Origin of the sequence: Psychroflexus salinarum (assembly GCF_042677225.1) — a bacterium.
Taxonomy (GTDB): Bacteria; Bacteroidota; Bacteroidia; order Flavobacteriales; family Flavobacteriaceae; genus Psychroflexus; species Psychroflexus salinarum.
Window position 1 is genome coordinate 173,718 of sequence record NZ_JBHTIV010000006.1, and the last position, 23,196, is coordinate 196,913.

18 protein-coding genes are annotated in these 23,196 nt (G+C 33.3%); 11 read left to right on the forward strand and 7 right to left on the reverse strand.

Annotation, left to right across the window (positions count from 1 at the left end):
• Positions 1-157: 157 nt before the first annotated feature.
• Positions 158-1,492, reverse strand: a complete 1,335-nt coding sequence (gene mtaB, locus ACFQ0R_RS06660) for a tRNA (N(6)-L-threonylcarbamoyladenosine(37)-C(2))-methylthiotransferase MtaB (protein ID WP_379657608.1) — start codon at positions 1,490-1,492, stop codon at positions 158-160.
• 102 nt (positions 1,493-1,594) lie between these two features.
• On the opposite strand from mtaB, the gene ACFQ0R_RS06665 reads away from it, so the two are divergent.
• From ACFQ0R_RS06665 to ACFQ0R_RS06675, 3 genes are read left to right on the forward strand one after another with little or no spacing between them, the layout of a single operon-like run.
• Positions 1,595-3,196, forward strand: a complete 1,602-nt coding sequence (locus ACFQ0R_RS06665; protein ID WP_379657609.1) for an ABC transporter substrate-binding protein — start codon at positions 1,595-1,597, stop codon at positions 3,194-3,196.
• Positions 3,197-3,256: 60 nt separating this feature from the next.
• Positions 3,257-4,582 (forward strand): DNA recombination protein RmuC, encoded by a 1,326-nt coding sequence (locus ACFQ0R_RS06670; RefSeq protein ID WP_379657610.1) that lies wholly within the window; start codon positions 3,257-3,259, stop codon positions 4,580-4,582.
• A gap of 10 nt (positions 4,583-4,592) precedes the next feature.
• On the forward strand, positions 4,593-5,135 hold the full coding sequence (locus ACFQ0R_RS06675; protein ID WP_379657611.1) for an acyl-CoA thioesterase: 543 nt from the start codon (positions 4,593-4,595) through the stop codon (positions 5,133-5,135).
• Positions 5,136-5,233: 98 nt separating this feature from the next.
• Here the strand turns inward: ACFQ0R_RS06675 and ACFQ0R_RS06680 are convergent, their stop codons facing one another.
• A complete protein-coding gene (locus ACFQ0R_RS06680) occupies positions 5,234-5,959 on the reverse strand; it encodes a DUF4294 domain-containing protein (protein ID WP_379657612.1) in 726 nt (241 codons plus the stop codon).
• A 107-nt stretch (positions 5,960-6,066) separates the two neighbouring features.
• On the opposite strand from ACFQ0R_RS06680, the gene ACFQ0R_RS06685 reads away from it, so the two are divergent.
• Positions 6,067-7,137: a M42 family metallopeptidase gene (locus ACFQ0R_RS06685; protein ID WP_379657613.1), complete on the forward strand. Its 1,071-nt coding sequence runs from the start codon at positions 6,067-6,069 to the stop codon at positions 7,135-7,137.
• 74 nt (positions 7,138-7,211) lie between these two features.
• Here the strand turns inward: ACFQ0R_RS06685 and ACFQ0R_RS06690 are convergent, their stop codons facing one another.
• Complete coding sequence (locus ACFQ0R_RS06690) at positions 7,212-8,528, reverse strand: dicarboxylate/amino acid:cation symporter (protein ID WP_379657614.1); 1,317 nt, start codon at positions 8,526-8,528, stop codon at positions 7,212-7,214.
• 5 nt (positions 8,529-8,533) lie between these two features.
• Complete coding sequence (gene aroC / locus ACFQ0R_RS06695; RefSeq protein ID WP_379657615.1) at positions 8,534-9,592, reverse strand: chorismate synthase; 1,059 nt, start codon at positions 9,590-9,592, stop codon at positions 8,534-8,536.
• Positions 9,593-9,798: 206 nt separating this feature from the next.
• On the opposite strand from aroC, the gene ACFQ0R_RS06700 reads away from it, so the two are divergent.
• Together ACFQ0R_RS06700 and ACFQ0R_RS06705 are read left to right on the forward strand one after the other, a co-directional pair.
• Positions 9,799-10,632, forward strand: coding sequence for a UDP-2,3-diacylglucosamine diphosphatase (locus ACFQ0R_RS06700; protein WP_379657644.1), 834 nt, complete (start codon positions 9,799-9,801; stop codon positions 10,630-10,632).
• A gap of 29 nt (positions 10,633-10,661) precedes the next feature.
• A complete protein-coding gene (locus ACFQ0R_RS06705; protein WP_379657616.1) occupies positions 10,662-11,453 on the forward strand; it encodes a hypothetical protein in 792 nt (263 codons plus the stop codon).
• Here ACFQ0R_RS06705 and ACFQ0R_RS06710 read toward each other — a convergent pair.
• On the reverse strand, positions 11,448-14,369 hold the full coding sequence (locus ACFQ0R_RS06710) for an FAD-binding and (Fe-S)-binding domain-containing protein (RefSeq protein ID WP_379657617.1): 2,922 nt from the start codon (positions 14,367-14,369) through the stop codon (positions 11,448-11,450). The genes ACFQ0R_RS06705 and ACFQ0R_RS06710 overlap by 6 nt on opposite strands.
• 237 nt (positions 14,370-14,606) lie before the next feature.
• Here ACFQ0R_RS06710 and hpf point away from each other — a divergent pair, with 237 nt between their 5' ends.
• The gene (gene hpf, locus ACFQ0R_RS06715) at positions 14,607-14,909 is read left to right on the forward strand and encodes a ribosome hibernation-promoting factor, HPF/YfiA family (RefSeq protein ID WP_379657618.1); all 303 of its coding nucleotides are present in this window, start codon (positions 14,607-14,609) and stop codon (positions 14,907-14,909) included.
• An 80-nt stretch (positions 14,910-14,989) separates the two neighbouring features.
• Here hpf and ACFQ0R_RS06720 read toward each other — a convergent pair whose 3' ends face one another.
• Both ACFQ0R_RS06720 and gyrA read right to left on the reverse strand, forming a co-directional pair.
• Positions 14,990-16,258 (reverse strand): tetratricopeptide repeat protein, encoded by a 1,269-nt coding sequence (locus ACFQ0R_RS06720; protein WP_379657619.1) that lies wholly within the window; start codon positions 16,256-16,258, stop codon positions 14,990-14,992.
• A gap of 35 nt (positions 16,259-16,293) precedes the next feature.
• On the reverse strand, positions 16,294-18,810 hold the full coding sequence (gene gyrA / locus ACFQ0R_RS06725; RefSeq protein ID WP_379657620.1) for a DNA gyrase subunit A: 2,517 nt from the start codon (positions 18,808-18,810) through the stop codon (positions 16,294-16,296).
• Between the two features lie 217 nt (positions 18,811-19,027).
• Here gyrA and ACFQ0R_RS06730 point away from each other — a divergent pair, with 217 nt between their 5' ends.
• The 4 genes from ACFQ0R_RS06730 (at position 19,028) to ACFQ0R_RS06745 (ending at position 23,192) form a co-directional block, all read left to right on the forward strand.
• Positions 19,028-21,577: an ATP-dependent Clp protease ATP-binding subunit gene (locus tag ACFQ0R_RS06730; RefSeq protein ID WP_379657621.1), complete on the forward strand. Its 2,550-nt coding sequence runs from the start codon at positions 19,028-19,030 to the stop codon at positions 21,575-21,577.
• A 302-nt stretch (positions 21,578-21,879) separates the two neighbouring features.
• A complete protein-coding gene (locus ACFQ0R_RS06735; RefSeq protein WP_379657622.1) occupies positions 21,880-22,179 on the forward strand; it encodes a phosphoribosylpyrophosphate synthetase in 300 nt (99 codons plus the stop codon).
• 1 nt (position 22,180) lies between these two features.
• Positions 22,181-22,669, forward strand: coding sequence for a Dps family protein (locus ACFQ0R_RS06740; protein ID WP_379657623.1), 489 nt, complete (start codon positions 22,181-22,183; stop codon positions 22,667-22,669).
• Between the two features lie 34 nt (positions 22,670-22,703).
• Complete coding sequence (locus ACFQ0R_RS06745) at positions 22,704-23,192, forward strand: Dps family protein (protein ID WP_379657624.1); 489 nt, start codon at positions 22,704-22,706, stop codon at positions 23,190-23,192.
• Positions 23,193-23,196: the final 4 nt, after the last annotated feature.

A 23,196-nucleotide genomic window follows, 5' to 3' on the forward strand; every position in this document is an offset into this window, starting at 1 on the left:
AAATATTAATTTTATTAGTATTCAGTTTATTTTAAATTGATTCTATAACCAGTTTATAAAAATAAGGAATGAAACACTAGTCAAAAGGCTTTATTTCAACTTTAGCGTTTTATTTAGACTTGATATATAGGGTTCGAAATCTAATAAATTATATAAATTATTCTGCAGGTATAACTTCGTTTACAAAATCAACTTTCACCAGTCCATCTTCATCAATTTCATTTAGCATAACTTGATGTTTAGTATTTACTAATTCAGGATTCCAAAAGCTTTTTACTTTCACGTAGTTTTCTGTAAAACCATGAATATATCCAGATTTATTTTCGCCTTCGAACAAGACTTCATGTGTGGATTCTAACTGACTTTCATAGAAAGCTCGTCTTTTTTTAGCAGACAGCCCTCTCAGCATCTTACTCCGTTTCTTTCTTACTTTTAAAGGCACTACATCTTCCATCTCTGCAGCTGGTGTGTTATCTCTTTCTGAAAAGGTAAACACATGCAAATAAGAAATATCCAGTTCGTTTAAAAAATTGAAGGTTTCCAAAAACAATTCATCCGTTTCACCTGGAAAACCAACTATAACATCTACGCCAATGCAGGCGTCTGGCATTTTACTTTTTATACTTTCAACACGATCTACGTAGAGTTCTCTCATATAACGTCTACGCATTTTTTTCAAAAGCTGATTGCTCCCACTTTGTAAGGGAATATGAAAGTGTGGGACAAAACAATTGCTATTGGCTACAAAATCTATGGTTTCGTCTTTTAGTAAATTCGGTTCGATAGAAGAAATTCTAACTCTGTCAATGCCTTCCACATAGTCAAGTGATTTTACAAGGTCAAGAAATGTATGTTCATGCTTTTTATTACCAAATTCACCTTTACCGTAATCACCAATATTCACACCCGTTAACACTATTTCTTTGATCCCTTGCTCAGAAATTTCTTTTGCATTTTTAAGGACATTTTCTAGCTTATCTGATCTTGAAATGCCTCGTGCCAACGGAATTGTGCAATAGGTACATTTGTAATCACAACCGTCTTGAACTTTTAGAAAAGCTCGCGTCCTGTCTCCTATAGAATAAGAACCTACATAGAAATCGGCTTCATCTATTTCACAAGAATGCACTTCACCAAAATCGTTTTTGGTCAAATCTGTAATGTAATCTGTGACTTTGAATTTTTCGGTTGCTCCTAACACCAAATCAACACCGTTCACATTTGCCAGTTCTTCTGGTTTCAGTTGTGCATAACAACCAATTCCTATAATGAATGCATCCGGATTTGATTTTTGAGCTTGCTTGACGATGGTTTTAAAACGTTTATCAGCATTTTCTGTGACGCTACAGGTATTGATTACCACAACATCTGGATCGCTTTCAAATTCGACACGCTCGTAACCTTCATCTTGAAAATTCCTAGCTATAGTAGAAGTTTCAGAAAAATTCAACTTACAGCCTAAGGTATAAAATGCAACTTTGGGTGTGGACATAATTTAGTTTTGGAAGATTTTTCTTAACGAAAACAAATTCAGAAGAAACCTCTATATTCGCAATTGTTTGCAAAGATACCAACTAAAATTTATTCCCGAAAATTGAACTCCTACTCTATTCCATCTTTATTTTTTCTACTGATTTTAATAGCGTTAGCTTCATGCTCGGATTCTAAAACCAAAGATCGCGATCACTTGGTCTTCAGATATAATGAACATGCTAATATTACCTCTCTAGATCCAGCATTTGCGAAGGACCAACGTAACATCTGGCCAGCTCATCAGCTCTACAATACTTTGGTGAAACTTGATGAAAATTTAGCTGTCGAAGGTGATCTTGCTGAAACCTGGTCCATTTCTGAAGATGGCTTGATTTATACATTCGAATTGAGAGACAATATTTTATTCCACAAACACAGCATTTTTGGTAAAGATTCTACTCGACAAGTTGTTGCTTTGGATGTTGAGTACAGTCTAAAACGCTTAACCGATCCCAAGGTAGCATCACCAGGAAGCTGGGTGATGTCTGATGTGAAAAGAATTGAAGCTATCAATGATTCTATTGTTGAAATTGAATTGAAACAAAAATTTCCAGCATTTTTAGGATTACTGACATCAAAATTCTGTTCCGTTCTTCCTGTTGAAATAGATCAATTGGATTTTCAAACTTCGCCAATAGGGACAGGTCCATTTAAGTTTAAGCGCTGGGAGATTGGAGAAAAACTAGTTTTAAGAAAAAATAATCTTTATTTCAAAACTGATACTGAAGGCGATTCATTGCCTTATCTTGAAGCTGTAGCTATTACTTTTTTACCAGATAAACAAAGTGAGTTTTTAGCTTTTGTACAAGGAAAATTAGATTTTCTAAGTGGTTTAGATCCCTCCTACAAGGATGAACTCATCACTGAGAGTGGTGAACTCAATTCAAAGTTTAAAAGTGATATTGCTATGGAAAAAAGTCCGTACCTCAATACAGAATACCTTGGTTTTTATTTAGATTCTGACTCTAAAGAAATGAAATCCAAAGCCTTTCGCAGAGCAATCAATTATGCTTTTGATCGAGATAAAATGATAAAATACTTAAGGAATAACATTGGTATTCCTGCTCATAAAGGTTTTATCCCTGAAGGACTTTCGGGACGAGCAAGAATTCAAGGTTTTACCTATCAGCCAGAAAAAGCCAGACAACTAATTCAAAAGTTTAAAGAAGAAACAGGTATTAGATTCCCAAAACTTATTATCAGTACAAATCCGTCTTATATAGACTTGGTTGAGTTTATTCAGAAGGAAGTTCAAAGAATTGGTGTTCAAGTAGAAATTGACGTCATGCCACCTTCTACGATTCGACAAAAACGTTCAGCGGGTCAGTTAAATAATTTTAGAGCGAGTTGGATTGCCGACTATCCCGATGCGATCAATTATCTGTCTTTGTTTTACAGCGAGAATTTCTCTCCCAACGGGCCCAATTATACGCATTTCAAAAATGAACCTTTTGATGAACTCTATGAGGAAGCCTTAAGCATTACTGAAGATTCCTTGAGGTATGAGCTCTATTCACAAATGGATTCTCTACTTATTGAGGAAGCGCCAGTGATACCGCTTTACTATGATGAAGTTGTAAGATTTAGGTCAAAGGATGTTGAAGGTTTAGGAATCAATCCTTTTAATCTTTTAGACCTTTCTAAAGTTAAAAAAACAAAGTAGTGTTCATCTTAATTTATTTTTTCTAACTATTCCTTTTCTATATTTGAAAAAATCTCTTTCATGGAAATTTCAAGTTTAATCCTAATAGGTATCACCGCTTCAGTTTTGGGATTTATTATCGCTAAGCTTATAGACGGTTCTACCATTTCCAAATGGAAAACTACCTCTTCTCATTTCGAAAATCTTTACGCTGAATCCCTTCAGCGAGAGGGAAAAACCAAAGACGACTACATGAAAGCTAACGAGAAGCTTCAAGCTGAATTGAAATCTGAGGTAAATGAACGTTATCAAATTCAGAATAAATTGACCCAGAAAGAAACCGAACTCGTAGGGTTACAAAGACAATGGGCTGAGCAAAAGACCGAAATGCAAGCCTTACAGAAGAAATTTGGAGAAGAGTTCGAAAACTTAGCTCAGCGAATTTTGGAGCAGAAATCTGAAAAATTTACTCTGGAAAACAAGAAAAACATCTCTCACATTTTAGAACCATTAAAAGAAAGGCTCAATTCTTTTGAAACCAAAATCGAAAAAACAAATACTGATTTTTTGAAGGGACATTCCCAATTGGGAGAACAGTTGAAACATTTGAATGAACAGAATTTGAGAATTTCTGAAGAAGCTAATAATTTGACCAAAGCTTTGAAAGGTGATAATAAAACTCAGGGCAATTGGGGTGAGATGATTCTGGAAAAGGTATTACAAAAATCTGGCTTAGTAAAAGGCAGGGAATATGATATACAGAAACATTACAAAGATGAAAATGGTGTGAGTAAGCTACCAGATGTCGTAGTATATTTACCTAACGAAAAGCTCATGGTTATCGATTCTAAAGTGAGCTTGAAGTCTTATGAGAATTATATAAATACAGAAAATGAAAAGGAAAAACAGGCTTATCTGAAGGCACATGTCAAGTCTTTGGAAACTCACCTCAAAGATTTAAAAGAAAAACGCTACGAATTGTTAGGTGGTGGTTCTTCACCTGATTTCATACTGATGTTTATTCCTGTTGAACCCGCCTTGTTTTTGGCCCAGAGCGAAAACTCTAATTTTTTCTATTCTGCTTTTCAGGATAATATTTTAATGGTAAGTCCTACAACTTTATTATCTACCCTAAGAACTGTTGATATGGTTTGGAGTAATGAAAAGCAGCAGCAGAATGCGCTAGAAATAGCTAAACATGCTGGAGATTTATATGATAAATTCGTGAATTTAATTGAAGGATTGGATGCTGTAGGAAACAGAATAGACTCTACAAAATCTACATACGACCAAGCTATGAAAAAGTTGACAGGCCAACAAAACCTTATAAAAGATGTAGAAGCCCTAAAAGATTTCGGGGTCACTTCCAAAAAAACAATTGATTCAAAATGGGTTATAAATAAATAAAATCAAACCAATGACCAAAAAATTTAAACATAGTTCAGAGTCTGCTGTTATTCTCAGTCAATTAATGCTTCCCTCCCATTCCAACTTCGGAGGCAAGATTCACGGAGGTTTTATTTTATCACTTCTTGACCAGGTCGCTTTTGCCTGCGCTTCCAAACATTCCGAAAATTACTGCGTTACTGCAAGTGTAGATCGTGTTGACTTTTTGAATCCAGTTGAGGTTGGAGAACTTTTGACTTTAAAATCTACTGTTAACTATGTAGGGAGAACCTCAATGGTAGTAGGTGTACGAGTAGAAGCCGAGCACATACAGGATGGGAGTATAAAACATTGTAATTCTTCTTATTTTACGATGGTTGCTAAAGATGAAAGTGGCAAATCTATAGAAGTACCAGGCTTAGAGCTAAGCTCTGAAGATGATTATAGACGCTTTATAAAAAACATAAAGCGAATGGAGAATAGAACAAAACACGATGAAATTTTCTCAAATTTTGAATTTGATAAGCAAGAGTTTCAGCATATCTTGAAAGATTATAATGTAATCATGAAATGATTTATAATCAATAAAATATATTGCTTAAAGACAAGATATAAACTTAGATACTGAAGGATTTATAATGAATGCTAATACTATTTCAGATTTAATTAGCATTAATGTCTCCTAAAAGATCCTGCTGAAGGTGGATATGAAATGGTAGAATCTTTTTGCCATTTACTCATGAGCTCTAAATGCTTAATATCTATTTTAGGTGCTAAATTTTCTAAACCACCAGATTGAAATTCTCTTTGCAAAATATCTTCAATATAAAAGTCTTCTTTAATTTCTGATGGATTATATTCTTCTTTAAGTGAGATATTAAAAAAGTTTGCAGTTGTATTATACCAGAAAGCTCTCCAACCAGATCTTAGATCTTTCACCAAATCAAAAGTTGTCTCACCAGTTTGACGATGAATTAATTTAACTAAAATTTGTCCTTCAGTCTTAGTCAATTTTTTTAATTCTTCAGTGAATTCGTCTTCAACATATCGTTGAATTACCTTTGTATATCTTCGTTTATCGTTTTTAGACTCAATGCTTTCGAGCCTTTGATTCAAAACCTGAAATCTCTCGGAGGCTAATTTGGCGTAGGGCCAAACTTTTTTCGTTTTACGTTTTAGAATAAGGTAGCTCCTAAAATCATCTCTGTTTTTAAACTTGAGTTTTGGATAGATGATAACTTCATCGAGTTCGACTTCACTTACGTATGAAGTGTCTTTACTTATAATAATATATTTTTTCTGTTCCTGAATAGGAACAGTTGATATTTCTTTGTAATTATAGTCTTGAGCGTTTACAGATAAAACCATAAACAAGCAAAAACAAGCACTAATTTTCACGATAATTTTATTTAATGTAATATGAGCTAAAATCATTCCAAAATTAAGAATTCGTTTCTAACTATATCTCAATACTTTATTAAATTAGCGCAACAAAACATATAGATATGAACGATAATTCGCTTAAATTTTTAGAAAAATATTTAAATAATGCTGCTCCAACAGGATATGAATGGGAAGGCCAAAAATTATGGATGGACTATTTAAAACCTTATGTGGATGAATTTATTACTGACACCTATGGGAGTGCTGTTGGAGTGATTAATCCTGATGCAGATTTTAAAGTAGTAATAGAAGGTCATGCTGATGAGATATCTTGGTATGTTAATTATATCACCGATGATGGATTAATTTACGTCATTAGAAACGGTGGTAGTGACCATCAAATAGCGACTTCCAAACGTGTAAACATTCATACTAAAAATGGAATTGTAAAAGGTGTTTTTGGCTGGCCAGCGATTCACACACGAGATAAAGCTAAAGAAGAGACTCCAAAAATTGAAAATATATGCATCGACGTTGGTTGTTCAAATAAAGAAGAAGTTGAAAAACTAGGAGTTCATGTAGGCTGCGTCATTACCTATCCAGATGAGTTTTTCATATTGAATAAAAACAAATTTGTTTGTAGAGGATTAGATAACAGAATGGGCGGCTTTATGATTGCTGAAGTAGCTAGAATGCTGAAAGAAAACAAGGTGGATTTACCTTTCGGACTCTATATCACAAATTCTGTTCAGGAAGAAATAGGATTACGTGGAGCAGAAATGATAAGCAATACCATCAAACCAAATGTAGCGATTGTAACTGATGTCTGTCATGATACCACAACTCCAATGATTGATAAAAAGAAAGAAGGTATGACTGAAATTGGAGCAGGTCCTGTCATTAGCTATGCACCAGCAGTACAAAATAAATTGCGTGAGTTGCTTATAGATACTGCAGAAAAACATAAAATCCCTTTTCAGCGCTTAGCGGCAAGTAGAATGACTGGAACGGATACTGATGCTTTTGCTTATAGCAATGGCGGTGTTGCATCCGCATTAATTTCTTTGCCATTAAGATATATGCACACCACAGTAGAAATGGTACATGAAGAAGATGTTGAAAATGTTATAAAACTGATTTACAATTCTTTATTAGAAATTAAAGATGGTGAGAACTTTAGTTATTTTAAATAAACCTTAGTTTTCTAAACAAAAAAAGCGGCTTTTAAAGCTGCTTTTTTTGTTTAAATTTCGATCAAATCAATTGATTAACTATCAAAATCCTCTTTCTTATATTTATCATCCCAATTTTTAACTTCCGGATCTCCCAGTTTATTTTGTGATTTTGCCACTAGCATAGATACTGCTGCATCACCAGTAACGTTTACACTAGTTCTTAACATATCTAGGGGTCTGTCGACAGCGAATATAAGTGCTAATCCAGCTTCTGGAATACCAGCTTGTCCAAGTACGATGACTAGCATAACCATTCCAGCTCCTGGAACTGCTGCAGAACCTATTGATGCTAAAGTTGCTGTGGCAATAATTCCCAATTGTGCTGCAAAACTTAAATCCATGCCAAAAGCTTGAGCTATAAAAACTGCAGCAACTGCTTGGTAAAGACTTGTTCCATCCATATTTATTGTTGCTCCAATGGGCAAAACAAAACTTGATACCTGACGATCAACACCCAAGTGTTCTTCTACCCGTTCCATAGTTACTGGTAAAGTTGCTGCACTAGAACTTGTCGAAAAAGCTAATAACTGTGCAGGTGAAATTCCATTGAGAAAAAATCGAGGAGATTTTTTAGTGAATATTCCAACAATCAATGCGTAAATACCAATCATTAGTAACAATCCGCCAACTACACAAAGTGCATAATAAGCTAAAGCGATAAATAAATCTGTACTAGGGGCTTCAACTACTAATGCAGCTAATAATGCAAAAACGCCGTAAGGAGCAGCAAGCATAATAAGATCTATCATCTTTAATATGACTTCATTGAGAGAATCAAAAAACTCCTTTATAGGTTTTGACTTCTTTTCGGGGATTAAAATCATTCCGATACCAAAAAATATAGCAAAGAAAATTACTTGAAGCATATTTGCATTACTGGATGCTGCCCCAAAAATATTATCTGGCACCAAGTCTTCGAGTGCTTGCAAAGGACCTGATTCCTTCTGTTTTTGAGCATTTTGACGAGTTATTTCAGCATCACCACCGTAACTTTCGACAAGTTCTTCTCTCGTATCACTTTCTATACTTTTCCCGGGCTCAAAAACATTAACAATTATGAGTCCAATAGAAACAGCAATTACAGTTGTCGTCAGGTAGGTTAAAATGGTTCTTAAGCCCATTTGAGAAAGACTTGAAATATCCTTCAAATCTGAAACTCCTTTTATTAGTGAAGCTAATATCAAAGGAACTGCAATCAGCTTTAAAGCATTTATAAAAATTGTTCCAAAGGGTTTAATCCAATCTGTGATAAAACCACTTCCCCATTCAAAGGTTGATAATATAAAAGCAAATAAAATTCCTAGGCCCATTCCAATAAGAATCTGCCAGTGTAGTTCTAATTTTTTCATTCTTGTTAATTAAGGGGTTTATTGAGTAAATAAGCATCTGCTAAAACTAAAGCAGCCATAGCTTCAACGACAGGAATTGCTCTGGGAACAACACATGGATCGTGTCTTCCTTTGCCTTGCATTTCAACTTCTTCAGAATTTTTATTTATAGTTTGTTGTTTTTGCATCAATGTTGCTACAGGCTTAAAAGCTACTCTGAAATTTATATCCATACCGTTTGAAATTCCACCTTGAATGCCACCACTATGGTTTGTTTTGGTAGTTCCATCTGTATTGAACAGATCGTTATGCTCGCTACCTTTCATTGAAATACCGTCAAAACCAGATCCATAATCAAATCCTTTTACTGCATTAATTGTCATCATAGCTTTACCAAGATTTGCATGGAGTTTTTCAAAAATAGGATCTCCAAGATTTTTTGGAGCATTTGAAATAACACACTTCACTATACCACCAATGGTATCTCCTTCTTTTCTGATTTTTTTGATATAATCTTCCATTTGAGATGCAACCTTTGGGTTGGGACATCTAACAGGATTTTTTTCGATAACATCAAAATCTATGGAATCTTCGTCAGTTAATTCAAGAGATCCAACAGAATGAGTATATGCTGTAAACCTTACATCTTTTAATATTTGTTTTGCTATTGCCCCTGCCACAACCCAGGATGCAGTTTCTCTAGCACTAGACCTTCCTCCGCCTCTATAATCTCTCTGTCCATATTTTTGATCGTAAGTATAATCAGCATGATTTGGTCTAAAGACATCTTTTATATGACCGTAATCCTTAGACTTGTTATCTGTATTATGTATTTCAAAACCTATGGGTAATCCTGTAGTTAAACCTTCAAAAATGCCAGATTTGAAATGTACAATATCAGATTCTTTCCTTTGTGTAACGATAGAAGATTGTCCTGGCTTTCTTCTATCCAATTCAATTTGAATTTTCTCTAAATCTAGATGTATTCCAGATGGGACTCCATCAAGAATACCTCCGATAGAAACTCCATGAGATTCACCGTAAGTAGTGAGTTTTAAAAAATTTCCGAAGCTATTTGATGCCATGAGATGTTTTGAACAAATGTAATTGTTTTAAGCAATAATCAAAAAGTTATCAAATTAGATTACTCAATAAAAATAGCAATTAAAAGAAATAAAGTAAAAATTATAGTTAAGTAATCTGTTGAATTCATAACCTATGGCTTAAACTTTCATAATCTTAGATTTACAGCAAAAAGTCAATAACTGAGTTACTTTGATAAAAACCATGCATTTTGAAAAGAAAAATTGACTTAGTTGTTCTATCAGATATCCACTTAGGAACTTTTGGTTGTCATTCACAAGAGCTTTTAAACTATCTTGACTCCATTGAACCAAAAAAAATAATACTTAATGGAGATATCATTGATATATGGCAATTCAGAAAAAACTATTTTCCTAAAACACATTTGACGGTGATTAAAAAACTGATTGAATTTTCTATGTCTGGAACTGAAATAGTGTATATAACAGGAAATCATGATGAGATGTTGAGAAAACTCAGCGATTTTGAAATAGGGAACATTAAATTACTGGACAAATTAATTCTAGATTTAGATGGCAAAAAAGCTTGGTTTTTCCATGGTGATGTTTTTGATATTTCAGTTCAAAATGCAAAATGGATAGCAAAACTTGGTGGATGGGGCTACAATATACTAATTTTAAGCAATAGGTTTCTTAATTTTTTACTATTGAAAATTGGTCGTGAAAAATATTCGCTATCAAAAAAGATTAAAAACTCGGTGAAAAAGGCGGTAAAATTCATTGACGATTTTGAGAAAACAGCTACCGATTTAGCAATTGAAAACGGCTATCATTATGTCATATGCGGCCACATCCATAAACCTCAAGTCTCACGAAAGGTCAATAAAAATGGCACTTGTCTATATTTAAACTCTGGAGACTGGGTTGAAAACCTCACAGCTTTAGAATATCATAATAAACGTTGGAAATTGTTTTATTACAGTAAGTTTAAATCTAAAACAAGTAATAATGATCACAATAAACCTGTCAATTTGATAAGCGCACTTACAATTTTTTCAAACAAGAATATGAAAAGCGGATAAAAGCCGTTATTTGCATAATATCTTTTGTTATGAAAAAAATTCTTTTACTAGCTGTTTTTATTTTAGCGACCCTATCTTGTTCTGAAGAAGATGACTCTTCTTTGGTTTCAGATGTCAATTATTTTCCTTTAGAAATTGAAAACTCGTGGACATACAGTAACCAGTCATATTCAAATACTGAAAATTCCCAAGGAACCGAAACCTTGACAATTAATAATCAAGATGGGAATAGGTTTAGTTTTACTCAAATCGTGAACTCTCAACCCGGACTATTTACGAGTGTACTTGCCTCAGGTGAAGTTTACAAACAAAATGGTAATCAAAAAATAATCTACGATGGGAATCTAAGCTTAGCACTTGATAATAATCTTCAAAACTTTGAATTTCCACTTGATGACATTATTCTTTACGACGCCAATTTATCTCAGGGAGACGTCATGTTTTCTAATGCTGGAGAACTCCAACAAAATATTAATGGATTCCCTGTGGATTTTGAATATGAAATAAACTCAACCCATAAAGGATTTTTAATTTCTGAAGTTATAAACGATGTGACTTACGAAGATATTTTTGTTTCTGAAATCAATATCTCACTTTCTGCAAGTGTCTTTTTAGTAATTTCAAATTTTTCAATACTTCAAAAACAAGACATTATTAAAATAACCAATTATTACGCTAAAGACATTGGATTGATATACAGCAAAGCCGATACTGAAATCATTTTTGAAGATATTCCTGAACAATTAAATACTGAAATCTCTGATGTAAATACGACATCAACTCAGAATCTTATGAGTTATAGTTTAAGTACAAATTTATAAAACATACTTATTGAGAATCGAAACAGGATGCAATGCTTCTTTTTCGGTTCCATCTTTAATTTGATGCCTGCAACTTGTTCCATTAGCACAAATTATTGCATTTGATTTTCTCACAGCTGGGAACAATACAAGCTCACCAATGGCTTGACTTACCTCGTAATGTTCCTCCTCATAGCCAAAACTACCAGCCATACCACAACACCCAGAAGGGATCAAGGTGACCTTGAAGTTTCTTGGCAGATTCATCAAATTAAATGTATGAATCTGGCTGGAAAGAGCTTTTTGATAGCAATGGTTATGAATTTTAATTTCTTTAGTTTCTTCTGAAAATTGATCTGATGTCAGATTTCCTGCTTGAATTTCAGAATCCAGAAATTCTTCTATTAGAAAAACATGCTTTGACAGATTTTCCGCAGATTTCTTATCTGAAGCCAGCTTTATGTATTCATCTCTAAAGCTTAAAACGGAAGAAGGTTCAATTCCTAACAGTGGAATTTCTTTAGAAATAACAGTTTTAAAAACCTCGATATTTTTGTCTACAAATCTCTGAGCTTCATCGAGTAATCCTTTTGAAAAATAAGCCCTTCCACTCTCTTCGTTATTGAGTGTTTTGACTTCATAGCCAAGCTTTGTAAGCAGTTCGATTGCATCAACACCTATGTTTACATCTAAATAATTGGTAAATTCATCTATAAATAAGTAAACGGTCTTCTTTCTTTCTATTCTATACTTTAAAGAAATTCTACCACTTTTAATTTTTTGTTTTAATGAATGTGAGCTTAACTTTGGGAGGCTACGCTCTTCAGCAATACCTATTGTTTTCTTGACTAAACTGGAAGTTAGGGTGTTCGAATTCAACCAATTATAAACTGGTGCTAGTGGAGATATGAGCTTATTAATTGAGTTATTCTTTGCGAAAATCTTAGTTTTTAACTGTATACCATTTGCTTTTTGATACTGATAAAGAAATTCTGTTTTAAAAGCTCCTACATCTACATTACTAGGACACTCATTTTTACAAGCTTTACAACTTACACATAAATCGAAAACCTCTTTTAGGTTTTCATTATCAAACGCATTTTTTTCAAGGTGATTTTGAGTTAAAACTTCTCTTAGCAAATTTGCTCTTGCCCTTGTCGTATCTTTTTCATTTTTAGTAGCCTGATAACTTGGACACATACCTCCTTCAAATTCATGAGATTTTCTACAGTCACCGCTACCATTACATTGTTCTGCAGCTCTTAAAATTCCAAGATTTTCAGAAAAATCCATTTTCGTAGAAATCTCCGGCTCTCGCCTATCAATCTCGTATCTTAGATCTGTATCAATTGCTTTAGGATTAACAATTTTACCAGGATTGAAAAGATTATATGGATCAAATAGGAATTTGATGTCTTGAAAAATGGAATAACATTCTTCACCAACAACAGTTTCAGTAAAAGGAGCTCTTACTCTCCCATCACCATGTTCTCCACTTAAAGCTCCTCCATAATTTTTAACAAGTTTTGCAACGTCTTTAGAGATATTTTTAAAATCATCTACACCTTTAGATGTTTTAAGATTTAAAATTGGTCTTAAGTGAATCTCGCCTGCCCCTGCATGTGCGTAATAAACTGCTTTCTGATTGTAAGATTTCATAATCTTGGTGAAATCAGAAATATAGTGGGGTAAATCTTGAATGGTGACAGAAGTGTCTTCAATACAAGCGACAGCTTTTTCATCTCCTTTAAGATTACCAAGAAGCCCCAAACCTGCTTTTCTCAATTCTACAGCTAAATCGATTTCTCCATCTTTTAATATAGGCGTTGCATAAGCCTCGGTAGAAAATTCCAAATCATGCAGAAGACTTTTTAATTGCTCGGTAAGGTCTTCAAGAGAGTTTGATCTCAGTTCAAGCATTAATATAGCCTCGGGATCTTTCTCAATAAAAAATCTATGACCTTTATATTTTATACTGTTTTTAGTACAATCTAGGATGGTTTTATCCATCATTTCACAAGTATATAAATTGTGCTTCATCGAAGTTTTCACAGATTCGAGACAATCTGAAATACTAAAAAAATGTGCTGCCACAAGCGCAGAGTGACTCGGTGGTGAATTGTCAAGTTCTAGTTCTAATTCTGTAGTTATATATAAAGTACCTTCACTACCACATAGAAGCTTATTTAAATTGAAATATTTATTGGATTCTTTTTTAAAAAAAGATGTGTTATAAAGCTCGTCTATGGCATAGCCAGTATTTCGCCTGTGAATTGATGATTTCGGGAACCCTTTCTCTAGAAGCAATTCAATATCTTTTCTTTGAAAAAGATTATTGAAATACTTATAAATATCACCTTCAAGGGAATTTAATTTTAATTTTTCCTGAAATTCTTTTTTTGTAATTGGTTTCACCTCAATAAAACTACCATCAGGGAGAAAACCTTTAGAAGAGATAATTTTATCTCTGGTAACTCCGTATTTAATAGAGGTTGTCCCCGAAGAGTTGTTTCCAAACATACCACCGATGTTACAGCGGTTACTCGTCGAAGTGTTTGGTCCAAAAAATAGATTATCTGATTTTATATCTTTATTCAAAAGATCTCTCACAACCCCAGGTTCCAAACGAATGGTTTTATGTGAAACTTCAAGATTAAATTGATTGATAAAATGCTTACTTAAATCTAAAACTATTCCATCTGTAACACATTGTCCAGCTAGAGATGTGCCTGCAGCACGTGGAGTAATAGATAATTTATGCACCATTGAAAATTCAAGAATCTTTTTTAAATCTGAATTATTTTTAGGGTAAATTACTGCTAAAGGGATTTCCCTGTAAACTGATGCATCTGTAGCGTAAATAGAAGTATGAAGGCTATCTATCTGAACATGTCCTTCAATGGAATCAGCTAAGGTATTGAATTTTGATTTCCGCATTATACTTTTAAGAATAATCAAAAATACTATAGATAATTCTATTTTAATCCTTAACAAACGATAAGATTGAATTGAAAGTTAAATGATAAATATCAGAGCTAACAATTAAAGTTTTAAAAAAAATTATATCAGTAACTAGAATTTACTAAATTTATAAATTAAGTATTACTAAAGGCAAAGCAAAGTAGCAGGGTCTTAGTAATCATAAATAAATAGACAACTTTAAAATTTTAAATTATGGACATTAATTTCAACTACGTACATGTAACCGCAAGTGAGAGACTAGAAGAATTGGTTAGTAAAAAATTAAATAAACTTGAAAACAGATATGATTGGATAGTAAGAGGTGAAGTATTTTTTAAAACTGAAAACACATCTAGTCCTGAAACTGGAATGATATGTGAAATCAAATTAAGCGCACCTGGACAAAATGTTTTTGCTTCCTCAAATGAAAAAAGTTTTGAAATGGCAATTACTAATACGGTAGATGACATCACAAGGCAGCTTCAAAAAAAGAAGGAAAAAATGACATCTAGATAGCTAAAGAAAAATTGACAAAATAAAAAAAGCCGAAACTTAAGTTTCGGCTTTTTTTTGGTGTATAAAATCAGAGTAAAAAATTATTCTCTCATCGAATTAATTTTTTCTTGAAGCTCTTTAGCTTGCTCATCTTTACCCAGTTGATAATAAATGTTAAGTCTTGTTTGCATTGCATCCATATTATCAGGGTCTAATTCATTTGCTTTTTCTAAGTATGGCAAAGCTTCTATATAGTATTGTTTTTTCTTCTCATTAAGTTCTTGATACTTTTTATTATCTGCTCTAGAATTTCCAAGTTTATTCATTTCTTCAACGATAGTTCGTTCCTCACTTAAAGTTAAAGCAGCTAAATTAATATAAGCATTAACCATTTCTGGATCAAGTTCAATCGCTTTCTTATAATAGTCTTTTGCAGAGTCTTTATCTCCAAGTTGCTCAGAAGCAACACCAAGGTTATAATATAAAGAAGGATTTTCGGGATCTTTTAATACAACCTCTTTCATCACCTCGTTATACTTATCTATTTTTCCAATTCTATAGTAAAGATCTGCTTCCGCTTGCATTACACTTATATCGTCTGGATTTTCTTCTTTAGCTCTTTTAATTGCAACAAGTGCTTCTTCTGGCTTATCTTGTTGTATATAAATCAAAGAAACATTTTTTGCAATTTCACCAGTTAATCTAGGAGTTCTTTGTACAGAAGGTTCTACAAATTCATCTGTTTTTACTGCGATATCACGCATGTTTTTTGATTCAAAAATTTCAACTTCGCCTGTTTCTTTATTTTTAGCCACATACTGTGTAGTCGAACCGTCAAATCCAAGATCTAAAAGCTCTCCATAGTAATCTAAAGCTTTATCGTAAATTTTACCATTAACAGCAGCTGAAGCAGCATAGTATAACATAACTGTATCATTATTATTCATTTGATAAGTTTTGTACAGTAAATCCTGGGCTGTATTAAAATCACCTTCGTTTTGACCATCTATAGCAGTTTGTACCATATTTTGTCTTAATTGAGCCTGGTAATTTAAAGCCTCTTCATTATCGCTTTCTAATTCTAAAACTTCATCAATAGATTCCAATGAAGTGTTGATATTTTTCATCATCTCATCACCAGATTGGCTTGACGCCATATTACCATGTGTTTTGGCTTTTGCTAGATGATAGCGGATTAACCACTTGTCCTTCTCATCTTCAAGCTGTGGTTTAGCTTTATTTAATTCTGTTAAAGCTAATTCAAAATTCTTATCTTCAATAGCATCTTCAGCATCTCGAATTTCACCTCTTTGAGAAAATCCTAAGCTTGTTATACCTAATAAAGCTATTGCTAAAATTGACTTTTTCATGTTCTGTTTTATTTATTTAAAGTTAATTATTAATATTATTCAGTTGTTGTTTCGTCAGTAGATTCAGACAAGTCAGTGTTAACTTCATCATCGTCTTCGTTAACGATTTTGGCTACGGCAGCAATTTCATCATCTCCTTTTAGAGAAATCAATCTTACACCCTGAGTTGACCTTCCCATAGTTCTTATATCAGATACTGACATTCTAATGGCGACTCCAGATTTTTTGATAATCATTAAATCATCATCGTCTTGCACCGTTTTAAGAGCAACCAACTCACCAGTTTTTTCTGAAATAGATATGGTTTTCACACCTTTTCCACCTCTATTGGTAATTCTGTAAACTGGTTCACCATCTTGGTCGTCGATAAAGGTTCTTTTACCGTAACCTTTTTCTGAAACGACTAAAACTGTTTCATCTTGAGGATTTTTTACACAAATCATGCCAATGACTTCATCTTTGTCTGAAGCCAGGGTTACACCCTTGACACCAGCGGCTCCACGCCCCATTGGTCGAATATGTTTTTCTTCAAATCTCAAAGCTTTACCACTTCTCAATCCTAGCATGACTTGATTTTCTCCGTCAGTTAAAACTGCAGAAAGCAATTCATCGCCATCTTTAATAGATATAGCGTTGATTCCGTTAACTCTTGGTCTGGAATATTGTTCTAATACTGTTTTTTTAACTTGACCTTTTTTGGTCACCATCAATACATAATGATTGTTGATATAATCTTCATCAGAGAGGTTTTCAACTAAAATGAAGGCATTTATTCTATCATCTGGATCTAGATTCATCAAGTTTTGGATCGCTCTACCTTTGCTGGTTTTACTTCCTTCTGGAATTTCAAAAACGCGCATCCAGAAACATTTTCCTTTTTGAGTAAAGAACAAAATGTATTGATGATTTGTACCCGAGAATATATATTCTAAGAAATCTTCATCTCTAGTCGTCGATGCTTTTTGACCAACTCCTCCTCTATTCTGAGTTTTATATTCTTTAAGAGGTGTTCTTTTAATGTAGCCAGCGTGAGAAATTGTCAGAACAACACTTTCATTTGGAATCATATCTTCCATACTGAAATCTCCACCAACCATATTGATTTCGGAACGGCGTTCATCTCCATATTTTTCCCTAATTTCTGCAAGCTCTTCTTTGATAATTTCCATTCGGCGAGGCTCATTGGAAAGAATATCTTTTAAATCCTCGATGGTTTTCATCAATTCATCATACTCAGTTCTTAATTTATCTTGCTCAAGACCAGTAAGCTGTCTAAGACGCATTTCAACAATTGCTTTCGCTTGTATTTCTGAGAGTTGAAAACGTTCAATTAATTTATTTCTAGCTTCTTCAGCGTTTTGAGAACCTCTTATAAGAGCAATTACTTCGTCAATATTATCTGAAGCAATAATTAGACCTTCAAGAATATGAGCTCTTTCTTCAGCTTTTCTAAGCAAATATTTAGTTCTTCTGATAACAACCTCATGTCTATGCTCTACGAAATTGTAGATGATATCTTTCAGGTTAAGCATTTGTGGCCTACCTTTTACTAATGCAATATTGTTTACACTAAAAGTAGATTGCAGAGCAGTATGTTTATATAAGGTATTTAAAACAACATTGGGTAATGCATCTTTTTTCAAAATATAAACGATACGCATACCATTTCTATCAGATTCATCTCTAATAAGAGAAATACCTTCAATTTTTTTATCATTGACCAAATCAGCAGTTTTCTTAATCATATCTGCTTTATTGACTTGATAAGGAATTTCTGTAACTATAATACATTCTTTCCCTTTAACTTCTTCTATTTCAGCTTTAGCACGCATGACAACTCGTCCTCTACCTGTCATAAAGGCATCCTTCACGCCTTCATATCCATAAATAATTCCACCGGTAGGGAAATCAGGAGCTTTTATGTAGGTCATGAGTTCTTCAATCTCTATATCTCTATTATCGATGTAAGCATTAACACCGTCCACAACTTCAGTTAAGTTGTGAGGAGGCATATTGGTTGCCATACCTACAGCAATACCACTAGCTCCATTCACCAACAAATTTGGAACACGGGTAGGAAGAACAGTAGGTTCTTCTAACGTATCATCAAAGTTTAAAGCAAAATCAACCGTTTCTTTGTCAATATCAGCCAGCATTTCTTCGCTGATTTTTCTCATTCTTGCTTCTGTATACCTCATAGCCGCAGGGCTATCTCCATCTACAGAACCAAAGTTACCTTGACCATCGACGAGTTGATAACGCATACTCCATTCCTGAGCCATTCTTACCATCGCATCATAAACAGAAGTATCACCGTGAGGGTGATATTTACCTAAAACTTCACCGACAATTCTGGCTGATTTTTTATGTGATTTATTGGAAAAAATTCCGAGTTCCTGCAATCCAAAAAGAACTCTTCTATGTACAGGTTTCAAGCCATCTCTTACATCGGGAAGTGCTCTAGAAACAATAACAGACATCGAATAATCGATGTAGGCTGTTTTCATTTCATCTTCAATATTAATTGGTATTAGCTGTTCACCGTTCGCCATTTAATTCAATTTAAATTAATATTTAAAATATTTTTATCCAACAACATAAGTTGCTAATTAGCAAATATACAAAACCTATCAAATCCTTAAAGATCCTTAAACTCTTATTATAACATTTTTTTGCAGACCATATTTAATAAGATTTTCACGATTGAGATGGTGTATATCAGTATTAAGGTATTATTTTTGAGTAATGTCTAATAAATATTTAAAGACTATGGATGATAATTTCTCACCAAAAGTAAAAGAAGTAATTGCATATAGTAAAGAGGAAGCTTTACGCCTTGGTCACGACTTTATAGGAACAGAGCATTTGATGCTTGGTTTACTTCGTGATGGTAGCGGAAAAGCAATCAATATTCTGGATGCAATGAATGTTGACTTAGAGCTGTTGAGAAGAAAAGTTGAAATCTTAAATCCTTCAGATCATACTAATGCAGATATATCTCAAGAAAAAAAGAATCTTCATTTAACAAGACAAGCTGAACGAGCACTTAAAACTACCTTTTTAGAAGCAAAACTTTTTCAAAGTTCTTCTATAAATACAGCACACCTATTACTGTGTATACTTAGAAATGAAAATGATCCTACTACCAAGCTTTTAAATAAGCTTAAAGTAGATTATGACAATGTCAAAGAAGAGTTCAAAGCCATGATCACACAAGATGGTGATTATTTGGATACACCTTCGGATGCATTTTCTGATGATGCTACAAGTTCTGGCGATTCTGGAAGAGAATCTTTGGGAGGGGCTGGAAACTCTAAAGGAAAAGCTGCTAAAAAATCTAAAACACCAGTTTTGGATAATTTTGGTCGTGATCTCACCGAAATGGCTCAGGAAGGAAAACTAGATCCTGTAGTTGGTCGTGAAAAAGAAATTGAAAGGGTTTCTCAAATTCTCAGTAGAAGAAAGAAAAACAATCCTCTCCTCATAGGTGAACCTGGTGTTGGTAAAAGTGCGATTGCTGAAGGTTTAGCCTTAAGAATTGTGCAACGTAAAGTTTCCAGGATACTATATGACAAACGACTTGTAACTCTGGATCTTGCCAGTCTTGTCGCTGGTACCAAATATAGAGGTCAGTTTGAAGAGCGAATGAAAGCTGTGATGAATGAACTTGAAAAAAATGACGACATCATTCTTTTTATAGATGAAATTCATACGATCGTTGGTGCTGGAGGAGCAACTGGAAGTTTAGATGCCAGTAATATGTTTAAACCTGCTTTGGCAAGAGGAGAAATACAATGTATTGGTGCTACTACTCTAGATGAGTACAGACAACATATTGAAAAAGATGGTGCTTTAGAGCGAAGATTCCAAAAAATTATTGTTGAACCAACTACAATCGACGAAACAGTAGAAATACTTCACAATATAAAGGACAAGTATGAAGATCATCATAATGTTATTTATACTAAAGAAGCTATAAAATCTTGTGTCACTTTAACCAACAGGTATATGACCGATAGGTTTCTTCCAGACAAAGCAATAGATGCTTTGGATGAAGCTGGTAGTAGAGTTCACATCACAAACATCAATGTCCCGAAACGAATTTTAGAACTTGAAAAAGAACTTGAAGATATTCGTGAAGAAAAAAATTCTGTCGTTAAAAAACAGAAATATGAAGAAGCTGCAAAATTGAGAGATGATGAAAAACGAATCGAAAATGACTTGCAGCAAGCTCAGGAAGAATGGGAAAAAGATTCTAAAGAAAATAAAGAAACAGTAACAGAAGACCATATTGCTGATGTGGTTTCTATGATGACTGGCATTCCCGTGAAAAGAATTGCCAAAACCGAAGGTAATAAGTTAGCTGAATTACCTGAAACTATTAAAAATAAAGTGATTGGCCAAAGTGAAGCTGTAACAAAAATAGTGAAAGCTATTCAGCGTAATCGAGCTGGACTTAAAGATCCGAACAGACCAATTGGTTCATTTATATTCTTAGGTCAAACAGGGGTTGGTAAAACTCAGCTAGCCAAAGTATTAGCCAGAGAATTATTTGACAATGATGAGGCTTTGATTCGTCTTGACATGAGCGAATATATGGAGAAATTTGCTGTTTCAAGGTTGATCGGTGCACCTCCAGGATATGTTGGATATGAAGAAGGTGGGCAATTGACTGAAAAAGTAAGACGTAAGCCATATGCTGTCATTTTACTTGATGAAGTTGAAAAAGCGCATCCAGATGTATTCAATATGTTGCTTCAAGTTTTAGATGATGGGCATTTAACTGATAGTTTAGGACGCAAGGTCGATTTCAGAAATACCATCATAATTATGACCTCCAATGTAGGTGCTAGAAAACTTAAAGACTTTGGGACTGGAGTTGGTTTTGGAACTCAATCTCAAAAACAGCAAGAAGATGATAACACCAAGAAGGTAATTGAAGGCGCTTTGAAAAAAGCTTTTGCTCCTGAATTTCTAAACCGTGTGGATGATGTTATTATTTTTAATGCTTTAGAAAAAGACGATATAAAAAAAATAATCAACATTGAATTGGAAAGATTGTTTTCAAGAATTAAAGATGTCGGGTATAATTTCTCATTAAGTGATTCAGCCAAGGATTTTATTGCTGAAAAAGGTTTTGACAGACAATATGGTGCTAGACCACTTAATAGAGCCATTCAAAAGTATATTGAAGATGCTTTAGCTGAAAAAATAATTAATTCTTCTATTGTTGAAGGAGACACCATGTACATGGATTTTGACAAAGAGAAAAATGAATTGGTTATTGAAGTTCAAAAAACTGCCGATAAAGAATCATAAGCAGATAATAACTTTGAAAAACTCCTATTTAGGAGTTTTTTTTTGCTAGTATTAGATTTTATCTAAAAGAGAAAACTATGAAGATTACAAAACTCACTTGGATTTATGTTATTGCCGCACTCATTACTATATATGGTATTGTAACCCGCCAATTTATTTTTTTGTTACTAAGTTTTCCTTTAGGCATATTCTACTATACAAAAAATAATAATAAGAAAAACTAATAGTTAAATATTGATTAAACCAAATCGATTTTTTGACTTATACTGTGTTTAACTTTACATTTATATTAAATTGATGCCATGAAAAAAAAAGATACATTATCCGAAACAATGAATGCATTAAGAGATAAAGGTTATGTTGATGACTTAAATTTACTTGATGATCAAATAGAAAATAGAACTAAAGGTAAAAAATATCCAATAGATGATTTTGAAGTAGATAACTATTATAGATTTGAAGGGATATCAAATCCAGCAGATAGCTCTATATTATATGCCATCACAACATCAGATGGTCATAAAGGAATGCTGGTAGATGGCTACGGAAAATCCGGAGGTCAAGTTTCAGAAAAAATGCTTAACAAATTACAATTAAAATAATATGAGTTACCTAAACCTCGATAAATCTAAAACTAAAGACACAGTAAAAGAATTAAATGTGCTCTTAGCAGATTATCATATGTACTATCAAAAATTAAGAAACTATCATTGGAATATTATAGGTCACAACTTCTTTGATTTGCACGAACAATTTGAAGTAATGTATGACGATGCTAAGCTTAAAGTTGATGAAATAGCTGAACGCATTTTAACCTTAAGATTTCAACCGGAAAGCAATCTTTCTACTTATTTAAAATTATCCAATGTTAAAGAATCTACTACTGAAAGAACCGACGTAGAAATGGTAGAAGATCTTTTGCACGATCACGGAGTAATCATTAATCAAATGAGAAATGTAGTAGAAGTTGCAGATAAAAATGGTGACGAAGGTACTATAGACTTGATTGGAGCTTACATTAGAGAATTAGAAAAAACAAGTTGGATGCTAGATGCTTGGAATATGAAACTAGCGGACAAAAGAAACGCATAAACCGAAGTTTAACTAAATCAAAAATTTATAATTTATGAGTTATTTAAATTTAGATAAATCTAAAACAAAAAACACTGTAAAAGAACTCAATATTCTTCTTGCAGATTATCATTTATATTATCAAAAACTAAGAAATTTTCATTGGAATATAATTGGGCAAAACTTTTTTGACTTACATGTCCAGTTTGAAGATATGTATAATGATGCAAAGTTAAAAATTGATGAAATAGCAGAACGCATTCTTACACTACGTTTTCAACCAGAAAGTAATTTTACAGACTACTTAAAGATTTCAAATCTTAAAGAAGCCTCCTCAGATATTGAAGACCATTCTATGGTAAGCGCTCTTCTAGATGATCATGGTAAAATTATTTTACAAATGAGAAAAGTAGTTGAAGTTGCAGATAAAAATGGAGACGAAGGTACGATTGACCTTGTAGGTGCTTATATAAGAGAGCTTGAAAAAACAAGCTGGATGCTAGATGCCTGGATTATGAAAACAGAAGAAAAACAACATTCATAATTTT